This is a genomic window from Nostoc sp. DSM 114159 (genome assembly GCF_053470285.1).
In genome coordinates, this window is the sequence record NZ_JBPFEH010000001.1 from 1318783 (window position 1) to 1336580 (window position 17798).

12 protein-coding genes are annotated in these 17798 nt (G+C 41.4%); 8 read left to right on the forward strand and 4 right to left on the reverse strand.

The features are described 5' to 3' along the window. Positions 1 to 21: 21 nt before the first annotated feature. Positions 22 to 2151 (reverse strand): hypothetical protein, encoded by a 2130-nt coding sequence (locus ACR5KR_RS05185; RefSeq protein WP_448265724.1) that lies wholly within the window; start codon positions 2149 to 2151, stop codon positions 22 to 24. 784 nt (positions 2152 to 2935) lie between these two features. Between ACR5KR_RS05185 and ACR5KR_RS05190 the strand changes: the two genes are divergently transcribed. Beyond that, positions 2936 to 3409, forward strand: a complete 474-nt coding sequence (locus ACR5KR_RS05190; protein ID WP_448265725.1) for a hypothetical protein — start codon at positions 2936 to 2938, stop codon at positions 3407 to 3409. 233 nt (positions 3410 to 3642) lie between these two features. Here the strand turns inward: ACR5KR_RS05190 and ACR5KR_RS05195 are convergent, their stop codons facing one another. Together ACR5KR_RS05195 and ACR5KR_RS05200 are read right to left on the reverse strand one after the other, a co-directional pair. Then, complete coding sequence (locus ACR5KR_RS05195; RefSeq protein ID WP_445627478.1) at positions 3643 to 4836, reverse strand: MFS transporter; 1194 nt, start codon at positions 4834 to 4836, stop codon at positions 3643 to 3645. A 120-nt stretch (positions 4837 to 4956) separates the two neighbouring features. After that, complete coding sequence (locus ACR5KR_RS05200; protein WP_448265726.1) at positions 4957 to 6282, reverse strand: MATE family efflux transporter; 1326 nt, start codon at positions 6280 to 6282, stop codon at positions 4957 to 4959. A gap of 243 nt (positions 6283 to 6525) precedes the next feature. Between ACR5KR_RS05200 and ACR5KR_RS05205 the strand changes: the two genes are divergently transcribed. Beyond that, on the forward strand, positions 6526 to 7020 hold the full coding sequence (locus ACR5KR_RS05205) for a DUF6174 domain-containing protein (RefSeq protein WP_448265727.1): 495 nt from the start codon (positions 6526 to 6528) through the stop codon (positions 7018 to 7020). Positions 7021 to 7375: 355 nt separating this feature from the next. On the opposite strand, the gene ACR5KR_RS05210 is transcribed toward ACR5KR_RS05205, so the two are convergent. Then, positions 7376 to 7831, reverse strand: coding sequence for a DUF4288 domain-containing protein (locus ACR5KR_RS05210; protein WP_448265728.1), 456 nt, complete (start codon positions 7829 to 7831; stop codon positions 7376 to 7378). Positions 7832 to 8132: 301 nt separating this feature from the next. Here ACR5KR_RS05210 and ACR5KR_RS05215 point away from each other — a divergent pair, with 301 nt between their 5' ends. The 6 genes from ACR5KR_RS05215 to rppA all read left to right on the forward strand — a co-directional run bounded on the left by ACR5KR_RS05215 (position 8133) and on the right by rppA (position 17324). Continuing rightward, positions 8133 to 8498: a hypothetical protein gene (locus ACR5KR_RS05215; protein ID WP_448265729.1), complete on the forward strand. Its 366-nt coding sequence runs from the start codon at positions 8133 to 8135 to the stop codon at positions 8496 to 8498. 551 nt (positions 8499 to 9049) lie between these two features. Continuing rightward, positions 9050 to 11638: a chloride channel protein gene (locus tag ACR5KR_RS05220; protein ID WP_448265730.1), complete on the forward strand. Its 2589-nt coding sequence runs from the start codon at positions 9050 to 9052 to the stop codon at positions 11636 to 11638. A gap of 288 nt (positions 11639 to 11926) precedes the next feature. After that, on the forward strand, positions 11927 to 12133 hold the full coding sequence (locus ACR5KR_RS05225) for a hypothetical protein (RefSeq protein WP_448265731.1): 207 nt from the start codon (positions 11927 to 11929) through the stop codon (positions 12131 to 12133). A gap of 242 nt (positions 12134 to 12375) precedes the next feature. Then, positions 12376 to 12588 carry a hypothetical protein gene (locus ACR5KR_RS05230; RefSeq protein WP_448265732.1) on the forward strand — a complete coding sequence of 71 codons (213 nt, stop codon included), beginning with the start codon at positions 12376 to 12378 and terminating at the stop codon, positions 12586 to 12588. 66 nt (positions 12589 to 12654) lie between these two features. Beyond that, complete coding sequence (locus tag ACR5KR_RS05235) at positions 12655 to 16335, forward strand: leucine-rich repeat domain-containing protein (protein ID WP_448265733.1); 3681 nt, start codon at positions 12655 to 12657, stop codon at positions 16333 to 16335. A 248-nt stretch (positions 16336 to 16583) separates the two neighbouring features. Beyond that, entirely contained in the window at positions 16584 to 17324 is a 741-nt protein-coding gene (rppA, locus tag ACR5KR_RS05240; RefSeq protein ID WP_445627470.1) for a two-component system response regulator RppA, read from the forward strand. Positions 17325 to 17798 lie beyond the last annotated feature (474 nt).

Consider the following 17798-nt stretch of genomic DNA (forward strand, 5'->3'; position numbering starts at 1 on the left):
AGGGAATGCAATGTATCTATATTAATTTGGTTTTCCATAGTAGATTCCTTTACCGTCGGTGCCAATGAAGACTAGTCCAAATTGCTGTCTGCTAGCTTCCATCACGTTCGGGACATTGCCGATGGGATATAGAGGATTAGAAATGTTTGTCCATGTTTGCCCTCTATCCAAAGAACGGAAAATTCCTCCTCCCATACCGATGATTTTGCCATATAAATATAGTGCTGGAATTGTACTTCCTGTTTGTGGTTTGCCAAAGGCAAATAAATAAGCTTTCTCCACACCAGCGATTTTGGCAAACTTCGTACCACCGTTGGTTGAACGATAAAGTCCATTTGAATTGAGACTTATCCAAACTTCGTTACTCACCCCTGGAACTGTTTTGAGCATAGACCAATCTTCGCTAGGAAGTGTTGAGTTGACAAGACTGAAGTATGCAGCTCCATCCTGACTGCGGTAGACTTTGCCATCGTTGTAGTAGTAAAAAATATTGCCATTTACTTTGTCTGATGCCAATGGTTGACCCCAATACCACGGTCCCTTGGGCCCGTTGGGTAAACCTGATACTCCACTCCAAGAAACTCCACCGTTAGTTGTACGTATAGGTTGTTTCTCGCTGGCGATCGCTACAAACAAACTTGGATTAGTTGCAGACATAGCTACCCGTAGTGGCATAATGTTCTGCGGAAATGAGGAAAAGTTCTTCCAGGTATGTCCGCCATCTGTGGAAGTTCCTCCTGTAAAGGTGTTGAACCCTCGATGTCCGCCAACACGTACCATACGTAAGGGATCTTTTTCACTGTAGGCAATGCTGTATGTTTCTTGATACCAAGGGCCGTTACTACCACCCAATTGAGTAGATGGGTAAGTATCTAATTTCTGGCCGTGGTTAAAGCCTTCTACATCAGCCAAACCGCTTAACAATAGTGAGCCTTTTGGAGGTGAGATAAGTTCAAAAGCAACTGTTTCCTCATGTCCTTTTTCATAGTTAGACCACATAGGCTTGTTAGCATTGATATTGTCTGTCTGCCAAGTTCCATACCAGTCTGTTAACCAAATTTTGCCAGCAATATTTGGGTCAAATTCAATCGCTGAGGCCGCAGAAGCAAAATACCAGTTTGGCCACCAAGGTACTTGAGGATTCAATGAATGGCTTTTCTGTTGCCATGTAGCGCCACCATCAGTAGATTGAAAGACTCTAGAGTAATTAGTACTTTCATGGTATTGGTCATAAGTAACTAAAACGCGATCGGAGTTATTAGGATCTACAGAAAGGCCATTAAATGAAATAGTTTTGATGTTAGTCGGTGTAATATTGCTCCAAGCCCCATTTGCATATTTGCTAACTCCTGAAGTGTGCGTTACATACAGCACTCCATTGCTATTAAGCACCATTCGATTTACTTTTGATGGGCTTCCGGCTATTCTGCTCCAGGTAACACCTGTATCGCTAGACTTATATATTCCGTCTCCATAGGCATTTGCATAAACCAAGCCAGCATTCTTTTTGCTAAACAAAATTCCTGTAATACCAATGGATGCATTAGGTTTTCCAGAGAAAGAACTTACTTTTTTCCATGTTTGACCAGCATTCACCGACTTCCATAGCCCATCCAAACGCGAACCAAAGAAGATGATATTAGAATTAAATGGATTAACTCCCAGTCTTTCCCCCGTCCATCGCTTAGTTTCGTTGCCACCCATTGGCAAATCTATGTTCAGTTTGTTCCAGGTTTGACCTTTATTGGTCGATTTGAAGATTGTTCCTAAGCCAGCCCCAGTATATTTGCCTGCTGCAATATAGACAACATTTGGATTGTTCGGGTCAAGCGCTAATCCTTCTCCGCCATAGTAGTTACTTTTATCAGAACCAAAGTGATCTATTAATGGAATCCATCTCTTCTCTAACGAATTCCAACGATAGAAGCCACCTATATCGGTTCTAATGTAGGCTAAATTCTTCTCTAAAGGATGCAGATAAATATTGGTAACATAGCCTCCTCCTCCTATAGAGACTTGATTCCATTGATACCCAGATGTAGTACTACTGCGACTAGGTTCAACGGTTGTAAGTGCTACAGTCGTAGCTAGAGCGAGCATAGAAAAGTGGATTATTTTCTTTAAAGGAATATGGAAAAAACGAATGCTCATATAGTCTCATTGGTAAAGGAATAAATTTAGAGATAATACTTAGTAAATAAAACTAAGCAGTATAAAATTAAGTGAAAATGCGGTATGCATTCTCCCTTAGTTAGAAAATGACGTAATGATTGCTAATAGCTGATTGTTGATATAAATGTTTTGGCAAAATAAAAATACTTTGTCAATATTTTTATAAAGTTTATGTATAATTTGTTATAACTACTGAGAATTTTATATGATTCAATACGAGGGTTTTTACTGCTACTTAATAGTATAAAAAAATACAAAAAACTGCTTTGTATTTACACTATAAGAATAAGTTTCCTGGGTTGTTATAGCACCGATATTGATTTGGGATGAAAATGAAACTAGTACAAAGCGGCGGAAATAGGGATACCGTTTGAAATAGGTAAAAAGCTTGCAGCATAAGAATTCTTTCTTTTTACTTTTGACTTTTTACTTTTGCTTTGTTGTACTAGACGACTTGCATAAAAATATTTAGATGTTTGCGTGAAAGCACAAAAAAGACCCTAAAAGATGGCTCCTACCAGTTATAGAATCTCACATTCCTCCAGCAATTTAATTAAGTATTTTTTGAAAGATGAAAAATACCTCTAAAGTTAGAGATATATTCTGTGCTGTGGTAGAGGATTTTTTGATTCTACTTCAGTATATTTTTATAGAAACAAATTTTCCTGCTATTGACTCAAATTAGTCTCTTTAGCTAGAGAAATAAACAGTTTTTAAAATGATATCTATAGCAGATAAATAGTTTAAAATAACAATAAAAAACATGGATAACAAAAACAAAAATGAGAGTAATAATAATTTAAATCGGGATAAAAAAGTGGATGAAACTAATATAACTTCATTATCTAATAAACCTCAAAAGTCAACTAAAACAATTAATGTAGATGGTCATCGTCCAGTCGATCCAAGTAACATTCAGATTGAGGAAACAATTGATATAGATGGTCAACGCCCAATTGCGAAAGATAAAAATCATAGCGATCGAACAATTAATATAGACGGTCAACGCCCGATCGCTAAGAGTAATTTTGAAGAACATGAGACGCTACCTGTAGACGGTGAGCGTCCAATTGACCCTAGTGATATAGAAGTTGAGGAAATTCTTGACATAGATGGTCAACGTCCCATCGCCAAGAGTAAATTTAAAGTTCAGGATTCCCTAGAGATAGATGGTAGCCGTCCAATAGTTTCAAATAACACTCCTGATTCGCAATTACCAACAGATTATGTAGACTAAAATCACAACCTTTCTTGACACTCTAAAGTGGTGAAGAGAAAACAAGGTGACTCCGTAATCTACGTTGTTATCGGGAATTACAAGAAATAAATTACCCATCTTGTGGGGTGGGCAACATGAGCGCCCTAAATCTGGGACGGGTGGGGACACCCATCCCACTAGAAAATTTGGCAAAAAGCAATGCTAGGGTAAAATCTGAGTCTTGAATCGCAGATTTTACAGCATCGCCATGATTATTTTTTATTTATGCTTGCTGTAGTGATTTTGGGTCTGACTATAACAATAAATCCAAGCAAAGTAAAAACTAACATCTGCCAAGTCACCAAATTCCAGCCCCCAAAATCCCAGCATAATAGACCAATGCTAGTACCTACAGCACCACCGATAAAATAGGTAGTCATGTACACTGTGTTGATGCGACTATTCGATTGAGCATCAAGAGTGTATATTCTTGCCACATTGGTGACTTGAATTGCCTGTACGCCTACATCTAGTAACAATACAGCAACAGCGATCGCCAGCGCTGAACTAGAAGCAATTTTAGCAATTACTAAACTTGCAATCACCAGAGATGCAGAAATAGTTAAGGAACGTTGGGAATTACCTCTATCGGCTAATTTACCAAAAATTGGTGCCATTAATGCACCAGCGATCGCCACAAAGCCATACATCCCAATTGTGTCAGATTGAAAATTAAAAGGCGCTCCGCTTAAATGGAAAGTCAACGTTGTCCAAAATGAGCAAAAAACACCAAACATTAATCCCCCAATTAAAGATGCTTCTCTCAATAAAGAAAAACGTTTTAATTGTTGCAGCGTTGATTTTAATAAATCAAAATAATCTCCAGTGTACTCATTATTTACATAAGGCAAGTAAATCTTTAGCAAGACAGTAACAATTAAAATCATTACTCCTGAAAATCCATATACATAACGCCAACTCAAACTTTCAGCAATATATCCACTAAAAACCCTTGCTCCTAAAACTCCAATCAATATACCAGTAAAAATACTGCCGACAGTTTGTCCTGTAGTTACTCTATCGATACTTGCTGCTAAGGGCAGAATAACCTGAGCGGAGACTGTTGTAATTCCAATTGCTATGCTCAATATCCAAACCTGGACGATATTTTGTGAAAACGTCATGGCTATCAACAAACAAAACAAACATATAAGCAAGGAAAGAATTAATGTTTTTTTGTTGATTTTATCGCCCAAGGGGATTAAAAAGAAAAGCCCAAAACCGTAACCAACTTGCGAAAGCACAGATATGCTACCCGCTTCACTTTCGCTAACTTGAAAGGAAGATGCAATATCTTTGAGAATTGGCTGATTATAATAAACGTTAGCAACACACACCCCAGATGCGATCGCCATAATCAGTACTTGAAATTTAGTTAATCCGTTACCTGAGATTTGTTGTTTCATTCAACCTAATTTACTATAATTTAGTTGCTTGAGGACTTTTGCCTTTAACTTTATCTGTGTTTATCAAAACAGAATTCTGACTCCTAACTCCTAACTCCTAACTCCTAACCCCTAACTTCTTCAATAGTTATTAGTTTTCCTGGTGCTAAACCGCCAAGTTAGGATGATTGCAGCGCTGGCTAAACCAATAGCCAATCCCCACCAAAGACCAATAGCTCCAGACCCCAACGAGATCCCAAAAGTATAACCAGTGCATAAACCAACACACCAATAAGCAAAAATGCCAATTAACATTGGGATTCGAGTGTCTTTGAGTCCGCGTAATGCTCCTGCGGCAGTAACTTGCACGCCGTCAACTATTTGAAAAATTGCCGCGACTGCTAGCAATTTCACCGCGAGGGCAACCACATCTGCATTGTTCTGATTGTTGATGTCAATATAAAGAGAAATAATCGACTTTGGTACTAGCCAAAATGCAATGGCTACTACACCCATAGCTAAAGCTGCAATGGCAATGCCTACATATCCAGCTAGACGAGTGCCAACTAGGTCATTCTGTCCGGCTAACAGTCCAACACGAATTGTTGTCGCTAGAGAAATGCCTAGTGCCATCTGGAATGACATCGAAATTGTTTGTAAAGCAATTTGATGGGCAGCCAGAGCATTTGTTCCCAATTGTCCAATCAATAAAGTGACAACGGTGAACAGTCCGGCTTCAACCGCAATCAGCCCCCCGATGGGCAATCCAACCTGAAAAATCTCGCCAACGATCCGGCGATGCTCTAGAGGAAAGGCTTCGTGAGACGAAGGTCGAAAAATACCGTAAACTGCAAAGCGAGGCTGATTACATATATAAACTGTCAAACCAACAAACATACTCCAAAGTGAAAACGTGCTTGCCCAACCGATACCAGCTAAACCCAGCGCCGGGAATCCCAGTTTGCCAAACATCAGCACATAGTTAGCTGTGATGTTGAACAGAGTACCCAAAACCACAGTCACTATCACTAATTGCGGTTGCAACAGAGCAGAAAGAAAACTTTTAAGTACTGCAAAGCCCAAACCAGGAATAAAACCCAGTGCGATCGCTCTTAAAAAAATCTCTGCTAGTGCTACTGTGTTAGCATCCTGTCCTAGTAAAAGTAGTAAAGCACCTCCATTGTAAAGCAGCAATGTAATTGGTATTCCTAGCACCAGAGATATCCCTAGTCCAAGCCGGACAATTGTGCCAACTTTTTCTCTATTTCCGGCTCCGTATGCTTGGGCAGCTAACGGACTGACAGCAGAAACGATACCAGCAACAATCAACAGACAAAAAGTAAAGATAGCAGTTCCCAAACCTCCAGATGCAATGGTTTGACTTCCCAACCAGCCCATCATTACCGTATCGACAAAACCAGTTGCAGATTGAGCCAGTTGTGCCACTGCCAAAGGTACGGCTAACATGAGACATTTTTTAACTTCAGAAAACATATACAGCTGATAAGCTAATGCGCCTATATATTGCCCTATTTTCCATATAGACTGTCATTAGTCATTAGTTATTAGTCATTTGTGTTTCTAAAAACAATATGCAATTTTCTTTGCGTAATACCATACTAGCTTTGAGTGTCACAAATAATTTCAATGTTTTGGCAATCATCTTGAAGCTAGGTTAAAGTGAGCAGTTGGAGTTAAAAATGGATTTATATGCGCTTACCAATTGCAATTAGTGCTGTTTTAGTGGCATCTTTAGGTTTTAGTGCACCTGTAATATCTCAACCTCCTCCTATACAGGTAGCCAAAACCCCCGCGCCTAGTAGTTTAACCTTAGAACAATTTAAGATTAATTACCGATTATGGAAACGGCAAAAAATCTCTAATTACCGCTATGAATTCACTAGAAGTTGCAATTGTTTACCTAAAGCCACAGAACCAGTGATTATTAAAGTACGTAATCGAGTCACAAGTTCTATTACTTATAAAGCAACTCAAAAGCCGGCTGAGGCAGAATTATTTCAACAATATAATACAATTCCTAAACTCTTTAATATCATCAGGGATGCGCTGATTCGTAAAGCCGCAAACTTGACTGTACAATACGATCCAGTACTTGGTTATCCAACTCAAATTAACATTGATTATAATAGCCAGATCGCTGATGATGAAATATTTTTGACAATTAGCAATCTGCAAAAAAACTAATTAATTATAGCTAAGGAGAGCATTAGACTTCTTGGCATTTGTGGGGTCAAGGGGGTCAAAACCTTCGGGTAGGGAAAAGGTTAAAGGGGAAAGGGGAAAGGGTCAAAACCTTCGGGTAGGGAAAAGGTTAAAGGGGAAAGGGGAAAGGGTCAAAACCTTCGGGTAGGGAAAAGGTTAAAGGGGAAAGGGGAAAGGGGATAGAATTAATTTCCATTTACCCTTTAACCTTTAACCTTTCTCCGACATCTTCCAAAATTTACTTTTGCAAGATGTCTATTGACGAGCCGAACAGCGTATTTATGACATTAGCTCTATAAAAGTTTAGGATGGCGAATACATTGTTGGGTTGAAGCATTTAAAGTCTTTCAATAACACCATCGCCACTCATCATTTTTGTGACTTCATCCATAATTTCTTTACTGCTATAGTCTGGCTTAGATGGATCTATTGGTTTTAACGGATGAAAGATAGCTAGCTGAGATTTTGGAGTCAACATTTGTTGTAACTCGCTTTCATGTATACCAATTTTTTCTTCAAACATCAGTTCAGCACCATGTTCTAATTCATCATGAATCACATCGAGATGCCGTAAGCCTCTATAAGTAAAAGTTACGGTTTGATTTTTGGGATTAAGATATGTGTCGTTACTTTCACAACCAAGTTCTTCGGCTTTCTCAAAAGCCTCTTCTGCTGAAGAAGCACGGACAAGAACAATATTTACATGAACAACATTATGTGGATTTCCCTCAACTTTACACTCGATTACTAATTCAGCGATATACCACTTTGCATTCTTAGGAATGTATGCCATTTTTTAGAAAACTCAAAATTACTAATAATACTAAAGCAACTATACCAAGCGATATAAGATTGTACTTCATCTGGATGGGAACTGCTATAGAACTCATATCTAATTTGTGAACAAAATTTCAGATAAAACCCTGATAAAACGGGCTTTCAGTCTCAGTATGTTTTCAGAAATCAAATCGGAGTTTTATAAATGTACCTTTAATTACGTTTGCGTAACTCAAGTTTGTAAATTCTGAACTATATAATTACTAAACTTAAGTATTAAATAAAATTATTACCAATAGTTTAGGAAAAGCAAAGACGTGAACCGTTTCAAAAAGCTATCCTCAATCGTCTTCCTGTTATTAGCCTTCATTTATCCACCTACTTTGGTTGAAGCCAAAGAGAACACTCTCAACACAGTTCTAAATGAACAGAGTATTGACGCACAAAAAAAATTAATTGGAGAGCAAAATGAAGAGTTTTTGTTAGCTCACCGACGGACTCGACGACGTTATCATAGACGGCATCGGACTGGAAAATATTATTATCAACGCCAGTGGAATCGACGACATTATTATCGACGACACTATCGCTCTATACGTTATCACGGACAACGATATCGTCATGGAGAATGGGAACTTGTGCGCGATCGCTATGGACGATTAATGTATGATTGGCAGCGTTAATAGTAAATTTACACTCAATTTTTTTAGAAAATCTTTATGCGTAAATCCTAACGCAAACCCGAAAGACTTTACCCAGTTTTGAATCATCTCACGGATTGGCAAAATATCTGTGATATTAATAAACTCATGGTCAATTTCGGATAAAACATTATAATAAACCTCGTCTACCTTGAAAACCGTAGTTTTGTAGGTTGGGTGCAGCGATAGCGTAACCCAACATAAAATTTGGTGGTAATGTTGGGTTGCGTTTCACTCCACCCAACCTACAAAAATATATTTTTTAAAAAACTCTAGGTTTCAACATAGATGAGGTTTAACTAGACTTCTTGGCATTTGTCAGGAAAAGGGAAGGGGAAAAGGTTCTGCAAAAGTCCCCTTCCCCTTTAACCTTTACCCTTTTCCCCCAAGAGTGCAAAAAGCATATCTATCTTTAGGCAGAGAAAAATTTCATTCTGATTTCATTTTTTTACGAAAAGCTATGAATAGAGTGAACGGTAAGACATTTCAGACGTTTATGATACCTTCATTGATGACAAGCGATCGCTAAAAATATGTTAGTCAAGGGTAAAATTCTCTGGTTGAGGCTTTGGCGTCAGTTGCTTCGACCCAAACGGTTGGCTTTCGTGGAAGCTTGCCTGATTGGTCTAGTTTCTGGGTTAGCGGCAGTTCTGTTAGGACAGGCAGTGGATTGGGCAGGCGCATTGCGAGTGCGTTTTTCTTACCTTTTACCTGCCTACTTGGTGCTACCAGGTATTGGATTAATAGGGGGACTTTTAGCTGGTTGGCTAGTAGAGCGCTTCGCACCGGAAGCATCAGGTAGTGGGATGTCTGAAGTCAAAGCCGTATTGGCTCGCGTGCCAATGCCATTAAATCTACGGATTGCTTTGGTCAAGTTGATTGGCGCTACATTAGTCTTGGGTTCGGGAATGCCTTTAGGACGAGAAGGGCCGACTGTCCAAATTGGGGCAGCCTTGGCAAATCAACTTAGTAACTGGGCACCGACTTCACCAGAGCATCGTCGCCAACTAATCGCCGCCGGAGCCGGGGCTGGGTTAGCTGCGGCTTTTAATGCACCGATCGCAGGTGTACTATTTGTAGTGGAAGAATTACTCCAAGATGTGTCAGGTATCACTCTTGGTACTGCGATTTTGGCTTCTTTCATCGCTTCAGTGATTTCTCGGCTCTATGGTAGTCACAGCCTGGATCTGAATCATGCAAATTTAGGTCTTCCCGATACAACTTTTTTCGCTCAAGAAATCCCTTTCTACTTGATTTTGGGAGTGCTGGCGGGACTTTTAGGCATTCTGTTTAATAAAGGTATTCTTGAGAGTCTAGCAATTAACCGCCGTCTGGTAAGGTTGAGTTTATCCTGGCGAATTGGAATTGCTGGGTTAGTCAGTAGTGTGGCGATCGCCTTTTTACCTGCTGTTTTTCGCGATCATGCTGGGCTGAGAGAAATTTTGCTTGTGGGTAGTGCTAATTGGTCATTTGCCGCGATCGCTTTTTTAGTTCAGTTTACCTTAATTATTTTTACCTACGGCTCTGGAGCGCCAGGGGGTTTACTAGTTCCTACCTTAGCCTTGGGAGCTGCCCTTGGTTACTTAGTGGGTGCTGTGGAACACAGTTTACTGGGAATGAGTGCTGCCACAGTTTATGCTCATGTGGGCATGGCTGCCTTTTTTAGCGCCGTCTCCAAAGTACCAATTACCGCAGTTGTCATTGTGTTTGAGATGACAACAGATTTCAATCTGGTGCTACCGCTGATGATTGCGTCTGTGGTTGCCTATTTAGTAGCAGAAAAAATCGATCGGCGATCGCTCTACGACCTTCTACTAGAGTGGAAAGGGATTCACATCACCAAAGAGCCTAGCACAGAGGGGCTTCTGGCACAACTGAGTGCCGTAGATGTGATGCAACGGCGGGTGGAAACTCTCTCTAGCCAAATGAGTACTGATGAAGCAGTACAGGCATTTTCCAACTCTCACCATCGCAACTTTCCAGTTTTAAAAAATGGTAAAGTTGTTGGTATTGTAACTCAGCAAGATTTAATTAATATTGCTTCGCAACAGTCAGGCAAAGATACAACTATCGGCGAGATTATGACACCAGAGCCAGTGACAGTAAATCCCACAGCAACACTGGCTCATGTACTGCATATACTCAATCATTATCACCTCAGCTGCTTACCCGTTACCGAAAATCGCAAGCTCATAGGAATTATTACTCGTAGTGATATTATCCGTGTAGAAGCAGAGCGACTCAGTGGTAACGAACAAATAGAACGTAAATCAGCACCTTCTTATGTAGTTTACCAAACTCGCGCTCCGGCTACAGGCAAAGGAAGGTTGTTAGTACCGCTTTCACATCCTCAAACAGCCGAGACTTTACTAGACATGGCAGTTGCGATCGCCAAAGATCGCAATTACGAAATAGAATGCCTACAAGTGATTATCGTTTCGTCTAGCCGCATCCCATCGGAAACACCAGTGCAAATCAGCAAAAGTCTTCAACTTTTGCAACAGGCAATAATTTTAGGAGAGAATTTGCGGATTCCCGTTCACACCCAGATCCGAGTTGCCCATAATGTTGCTGGGGCAATTTTGGAGACTGTCAAAGAACGACACATTGACTTGGTGCTGATGGGATGGAAAGGCAGTACATCAACTCCTGGTAGAGTTTTTAGCCGAGTGGTGGATACCATAATTCGACAGGCAGGTTGTGATGTGATCTTGGCTAAATTGGATGATAAAAGATCCTTCGACCGTTGGTTGTTGCCAATGGCAGGGGGCCCTAACTCCAGTCAAGCAATTAAGTTATTACCAGCTCTTGCTTCTTTAAGTACATCACCCCAAATCAAGCTATGTCAAGTTTTCCAGCCGACTAACTCGATTCCTGACACAACATTATTAGATAAATCTGCTCGCTTTCTGCAACGCCGAGTTAGTGGTAAAGTGATGACTACTCCCGTTCGTGCCAATTCGGTTTCTGATGCTGTTCTTAATTGTGCAAAACTTGACAACAGTGATGTGATTGTCCTGGGAGCTAGCCGTGAAAGTTTATTGCAACAAGCGATTCAAGGAAATATTGCCGAGAATATTTCTCGCAAGAGTAACTGTACGGTTATCATGGTTAAAACTTAATATTGAATTACCCCCCTTAGTCCCCCCGATGTATTGGGGGGAAAAATAAATCCAGTTCCCTCACGCCACTTGCTTCAAGCCGGGAAACCCGTCCAACGCAGTGGCTCCCCAATACATACGGGGAGGGTTAGGGTGGGGTAAAACCCTCGTCGATCGGCTATTTCAGACTTGTATATACACCGTACCCTTGGTAAGGGGAGCGTTTGCTTGACTCAAAAATAACAATTGCGAACTCCAAATCAGCAATTGCGTACGCCAAATCAACAATTGCGTACGCCAAATCAGCAATTGCGTACGCCAAATCAGCAATTGCGAACTCCAAATCAACAATTGCGATCGCCAAATCAACAATTGCGAACTCCAAATCAGCAATTGCGAACTCCAAATCAACAATTGCGATCGCCAAATCAGCAATTGCGAACTCCAAATCAACAAATGCGAACTCCAAATCAACAAATGCGTAAGCGTAGCCAACACTTCGGCTGCGCTCAGTGACCACCGTAGGCATCGCCATGATTGCCACAATTTAGCTTTGTCACGCCAGCCTAACGCACCGCAAATCTTTGGTGGATGAAGTTTTTCTGACTTAGCGATCGCTCGATTTTGTAAACAATGCCAAATAATTGATTGCAGGTATAATCACAGAGATAGCTAGAAACCAAATTTAGATATGTGCGATCGCCACATCTCTATTCGTTATAATATTGACGATAAACTTTGCTAAAGAGGGCAAATGTATGACTAGCCGCGAGCAGCTTATCCAAGAAATTGCAGAGCTTCCAGATGAGTTAGTCAAAGTAATGTTAGATTTTTTGCATCGGGTTCAGACAACGCGTAGTCATCATCCTCTAGCAAAATTTGCGGGTATTTTGAGTGATGATGAGGCGGCTGATTTACAGAAAGCAATTCAAACTGATAGTCAGCGCGATCGCCACCAAGTGATAATGTAGCATTTTTCACTAATCAGTTAAGATCGTCTTTATCAATCTTCTTTCCTCACCCTTTTCCTTGGAATTATGACGCAGGATGAGTTGTTGGTACTGATAGATCGCGCGGCGGCTGAGGGTTGGCGAGAGTTAGACTTATCGGGACAAGAGTTGACTGAGTTACCTAGAGAAATTGGTAAGTTGAAGCAGCTTGAGTCTTTGATTTTGGGAAAGAAGGTTGAAGGTTATGAATACGTAGTAAACCCCTATTTCGAAGAGGTTTCAGGCAACAATTTAAAAACGCTTCCACTCGAACTATTGGGTTTGCCTAATTTGCGTAAGTTGGATATTAGTGGCAATCCTTTAGAGAGCATTCCCGATGTGGTAACGCAAATACTACATTTAGAGGAACTTATCTTAATTCGAGTAGAGCTAACTGAAATACCTGATACGATCGCTAAATTAACCAATCTGACGCAGTTTCACCTCACTGGCAACCAAATTACCCAGATTCCAGAGGCGATCGCTAAATTAACCAATCTGACGCAGTTTCACCTCACTAGCAACCAAATTACCCAGATTCCAGAGGCGATCGCTAAATTAACCAATCTGACGCAGCTTCACCTCAGTTACAACAAAATAACCCAGATTCCAGAGGCGATTGGTAAATTAACCAATCTGACCCAGCTTGACCTGCATTACAACCAAATTACCCAGATTGAGGCGCTCGCGAATTTAACCAATCTGACGCAGTTTCACCTCAGTTACAACAAAATAACCCAGATTCCAGAGGCGCTCGCGAATTTAACCAATCTGACGCAGCTTCACCTCAGTAACAACCAAATAACCGAGATTCCAGAGGCGCTCGCGAATTTAATCAATCTGACGCAGCTTCACCTCAGTAACAACCAAATAACCCAGATTCCAGAGGCGCTCGCGAATTTAACCAATCTGACGCAGCTTCACCTCAGTAACAACCAAATAACCCAGATTCCAGAGGCGCTCGCGAATTTAATCAATCTGACGCAGCTTCACCTCAGTAACAACCAAATAACCGAGATTCCAGAGGCGCTCGCGAATTTAACCAATCTGACGCAGCTTCACCTCAGTAACAACCAAATAACCGAGATTCCAGAGGCGCTCGCGAATTTAACCAATCTGACGCAGCTTCACCTTAGTAACAACAAAATAACCGAGATTCCAGAGGCGCTCGCGAATTTAACCAATCTGACGCAGCTTCACCTTAGTAACAACAAAATAACCGAGATTCCAGAGGCGCTCGCGAATTTAACCAATCTGACGCTGCTTGACCTCACATCCAACCAAATAACCGAGATTCCAGAGGCGCTCGCTAAATTAACCAATCTGACGCTGCTTGACCTCACATCCAACCAAATAACCGAGATTCCAGAGGCGCTCGCTAAATTAACCAATCTGACGCAGCTTCACCTCAGTAACAACCAAATAACCGAGATTCCAGAGGCGCTCGCGAATTTAACCAATCTGAGGAGGCTTGACCTCACATCCAACAAAATAACCGAGATTCCAGAGGCAATCGCGAATTTAACCAATCTGACCCAGCTTCACCTCAGTTACAACAGAATAACCGAGATTCCCGAGGCGATCGTTAATTTAACCAATCTGAGCCAGCTTCACCTCAGTGACAACAAAATAACCGAGATTCCAGGGGAGATCGCTAATTTAACCAATCTGACGCAGCTTCACCTTAATAAAAATCCAATTACCAATATTCCATTAGAAATTCTTAATTCAAAAAATGTAAAAAAGATTTTGAATTACTTGAGGCAAATTAGCACAAGTGAAACTCGACCATTACACGAAGCCAAACTCTTGCTCATCGGACAAGGCAGCGTCGGCAAAACATGCCTGATCGAGCGATTAATCCGCGATAAATACGATAAAAATCAATCCCAAACTGACGGACTCAATGTAGAAACTTGGAACGTGCAGGTGAATAGCAAAGACATCCGGCTCAATGTTTGGGACTTTGGCGGACAGGAAATTTATCATGCCACCCATCAGTTTTTTCTGACTAAGCGCAGCCTCTATCTACTCGTTTGTAATTGTCGCACCAGCGAAGAAGAAAACCGCATCGAATATTGGCTGAAACTAATCGAAAGCTTCGGCGGACAGTCCCCCGCGATTATCGTTGGCAACAAAAAAGACGAACAACCCCTCGACATCAACCGCAAAGCATTACGCGAAAAATATCCTAACATCCAAGCGATAATCGAAACCTCTTGCCAAGACAATATCGGCATTGATGAACTTCGCACCGCCATTTTGCAGCAAATCGCCAAGCTCAAAGAAGTCTACGACCTTTTACCCCTGACATGGTTTAAGGTTAAACAAAAACTCGAATCCATGACCGAAGACTTCATCAGCTACAACCGCTACATCGGCATCTGCTACGAAAACATGATTCCCGAAGAACAAAATCAAGAGCAACTAATCGACTTGCTGCATCGACTCGGCTTAGTTCTCAACTTCCGCGATCATCCCATCCTCAAAGATACCAACGTCCTCAAACCCAACTGGGTGACAGAAGGCATTTACACGCTCCTGAGCGATGAAAACCTCAAAACTCAAACCAAAGGCATTTTCACCCCCGCCGATCTCACCCGCATCCTCAATCCAGAGCGATATCCCACCAAGCGTCACGAGTATCTGATCGGGCTGATGAAAGAATTTGAGCTTTGCTTTGAACTAGAATGTTATCCTCCACAATTTCTGATTCCGGGACTTCTGCCCAAAGACGAACCAGACGAAACAGAACTCCACGGCGAAACCTTGGAATTTCAATACCATTACAAAGTTCTCCCCGAAAGCATCATTTCCCGCTTCATCGTCATCAGCCACGAAAAAATTTATAACCAAATCTATTGGCGCAGTGGCGTAATGCTGCAATATGAAGACAACAACGAAATCTACAACCTCGCTCGCATCAAAGCCGATCCCGAAGACAAAAAAATCTTCATCACCATTAGCGGCCGCCAAGAAACCCGCCGCTTATTTCTTGGCATTATCCGCGATGTCTTCCAAAAAATCCACAAAACCCTCCCCAATCTCGAAATCACCGAATGGGTTCCCGTCCCCAACTATCCCAAACATCCGCCCCTCGACTACCAAGAACTCCTCGGACTCGAATCAATGGGTGAAAGTACAATCACCATCGGCAAACTAAAATTAAAACTCGATTTGCGTCAACTACTTGATGGGTATGAAGATATAAGAACTCGACAAAGACAACAAATAGACAAAGGAATTATTGAACCAGCCCCCATTAAGGAACTAATTATGTCAGAAAGCATCAGAAACCAAATATTTGTTAGCTACAGTCATCAAGATGCTGAATGGTTAACACAACTGCAAACACAACTAAAACCCTATATTCGTGCAGAAGGTTTCATCGTTTGGGATGACACCAAAATCAAACCTGGCGCAAAATGGAAAGCCGAGATTGAAAAAGCATTAGCCACAGCTAAGGTTGCTATCCTGCTAGTCAGCCCTGACTTTATAGGCTCTGATTTCATCGACAAACATGAACTCCCCCCCTTACTCAACGCAGCCGAAAAAGAGGGATTAACTATTATCTGGATTCCAATTAGTGCAAGCTCATACAGAAAAACTGAAATCGAAGAATACCAAGCTGTTCACCCTCCAAATAAACCCCTCGACACTCTAAATAAGGCAGAACGTAATCAAGCTTGGGTGAAAATTTGCGAAGAAGTCGAAAAGGCAATAAAATAGAACCGTATGTCAACATTAACCAAATTCAACTTAAATGTTATAGAAATAGGGAGCAAATTCGGCATTGAACTAAAGCTTCCCTCTGGTAATGATTGATGTATGAAATCTTTTTTACCCCACCCTAACCCTCCCCCCTTCGACAAGCGATGCCCTGAGCTTGTCGAAGGGAGGAGATTAAGGGGGGTAATAATGTAATTTAAAATTACAGCCAACTATTTTTCAAACAACCTCTTAGCAATGGGTTGACAATGAGGCTTATATTAGTTGAAGATGAAGCAGATTTAGGTGCAGCAATCAAACAAGTTCTGAGCCATGAGGCATATATAGTTGACTGGTTTCTAGATGGTAATCAGGCATGGCAATATCTAGAAACTGGCTGGACTGAGTATACACTGGCGATTTTTGATTGGATGCTGCCTGGAGTATCGGGGATAGAGTTGTGTAAATGGTTGCGCGATCGCCAATTAACTCTACCGATATTAATGCTAACAGCTAAAGACCGGATGGAAGAAAAGATTATTGGTCTAGATAGCGGTGCGGATGATTATTTAGTTAAACCGTTTGATATGGCAGAACTGTTGGCAAGATTGCGAGCATTACAACGGCGAGCCTCTTACGTCGGAGCAACGCTGACACCTCAAGTCCAACCCCGACGCTTACAAGTAGGTTGTCTGACGCTCAATTACAGCACTCATCAAGTTATTCGTGAGTATGCTCATGGTGAAAAGCAAGTATTTTCACTAACCACCAAGGAATTTCAATTATTGGAATATTTTATCAGGCATCCTAACCAAATTATCAGCCGCGACCAAATTATCAATCAACTTTGGGAAATTGGTGCAGAACCAGTTAGCAATGTAGTAGCAGCACAAATTCGCTTATTGAGACGCAAATTAGGAGAAGAAGACAGCGAATCTTTAATTGAAACTATTTATGGTGTAGGCTATCGCCTAAATATTAGACCTCTTGAGGGTTTTACCCCACCCTAACCCTCACGCCACTTGACGGCAGTTGCTCCACTTGGGGAGACCCCAAGACCGCACTGCCTCCTCCACTTGGGGAAACCCCAAGACCGCAGTGGCTCCCCTTATAAAGGGGAGGGAACAAGATTTCTTATTTCCCCCCTTTATAAGTTAAGAAAATTTGTCGGTTGGGTTAAGCAAAGCGCAACCCAACAAAGCCCCGGAAATGTTGGGTTTCGTTCCTCAACCCAACCTACGCAGCTTAAGGTTTTTGGCGCTAACTGAACCGTATTGTCTCGTTCCCATGCTCTGCATGGGAATGCCCCGCGTTGAGGCTCTGCCTCCAATCTGACATTGAGTCAGAGACTCAATGAATGCATTCCCAGTCGGAGACTGGGAACGAGGAAAGTCTTATCAAGGTAGGTTTTTAGGACTTGTGTGTACACCGTAGCTTTACAAGGGGGGACTAAGGGGGGTAAATCCAGGGTTTGTGTGTATACC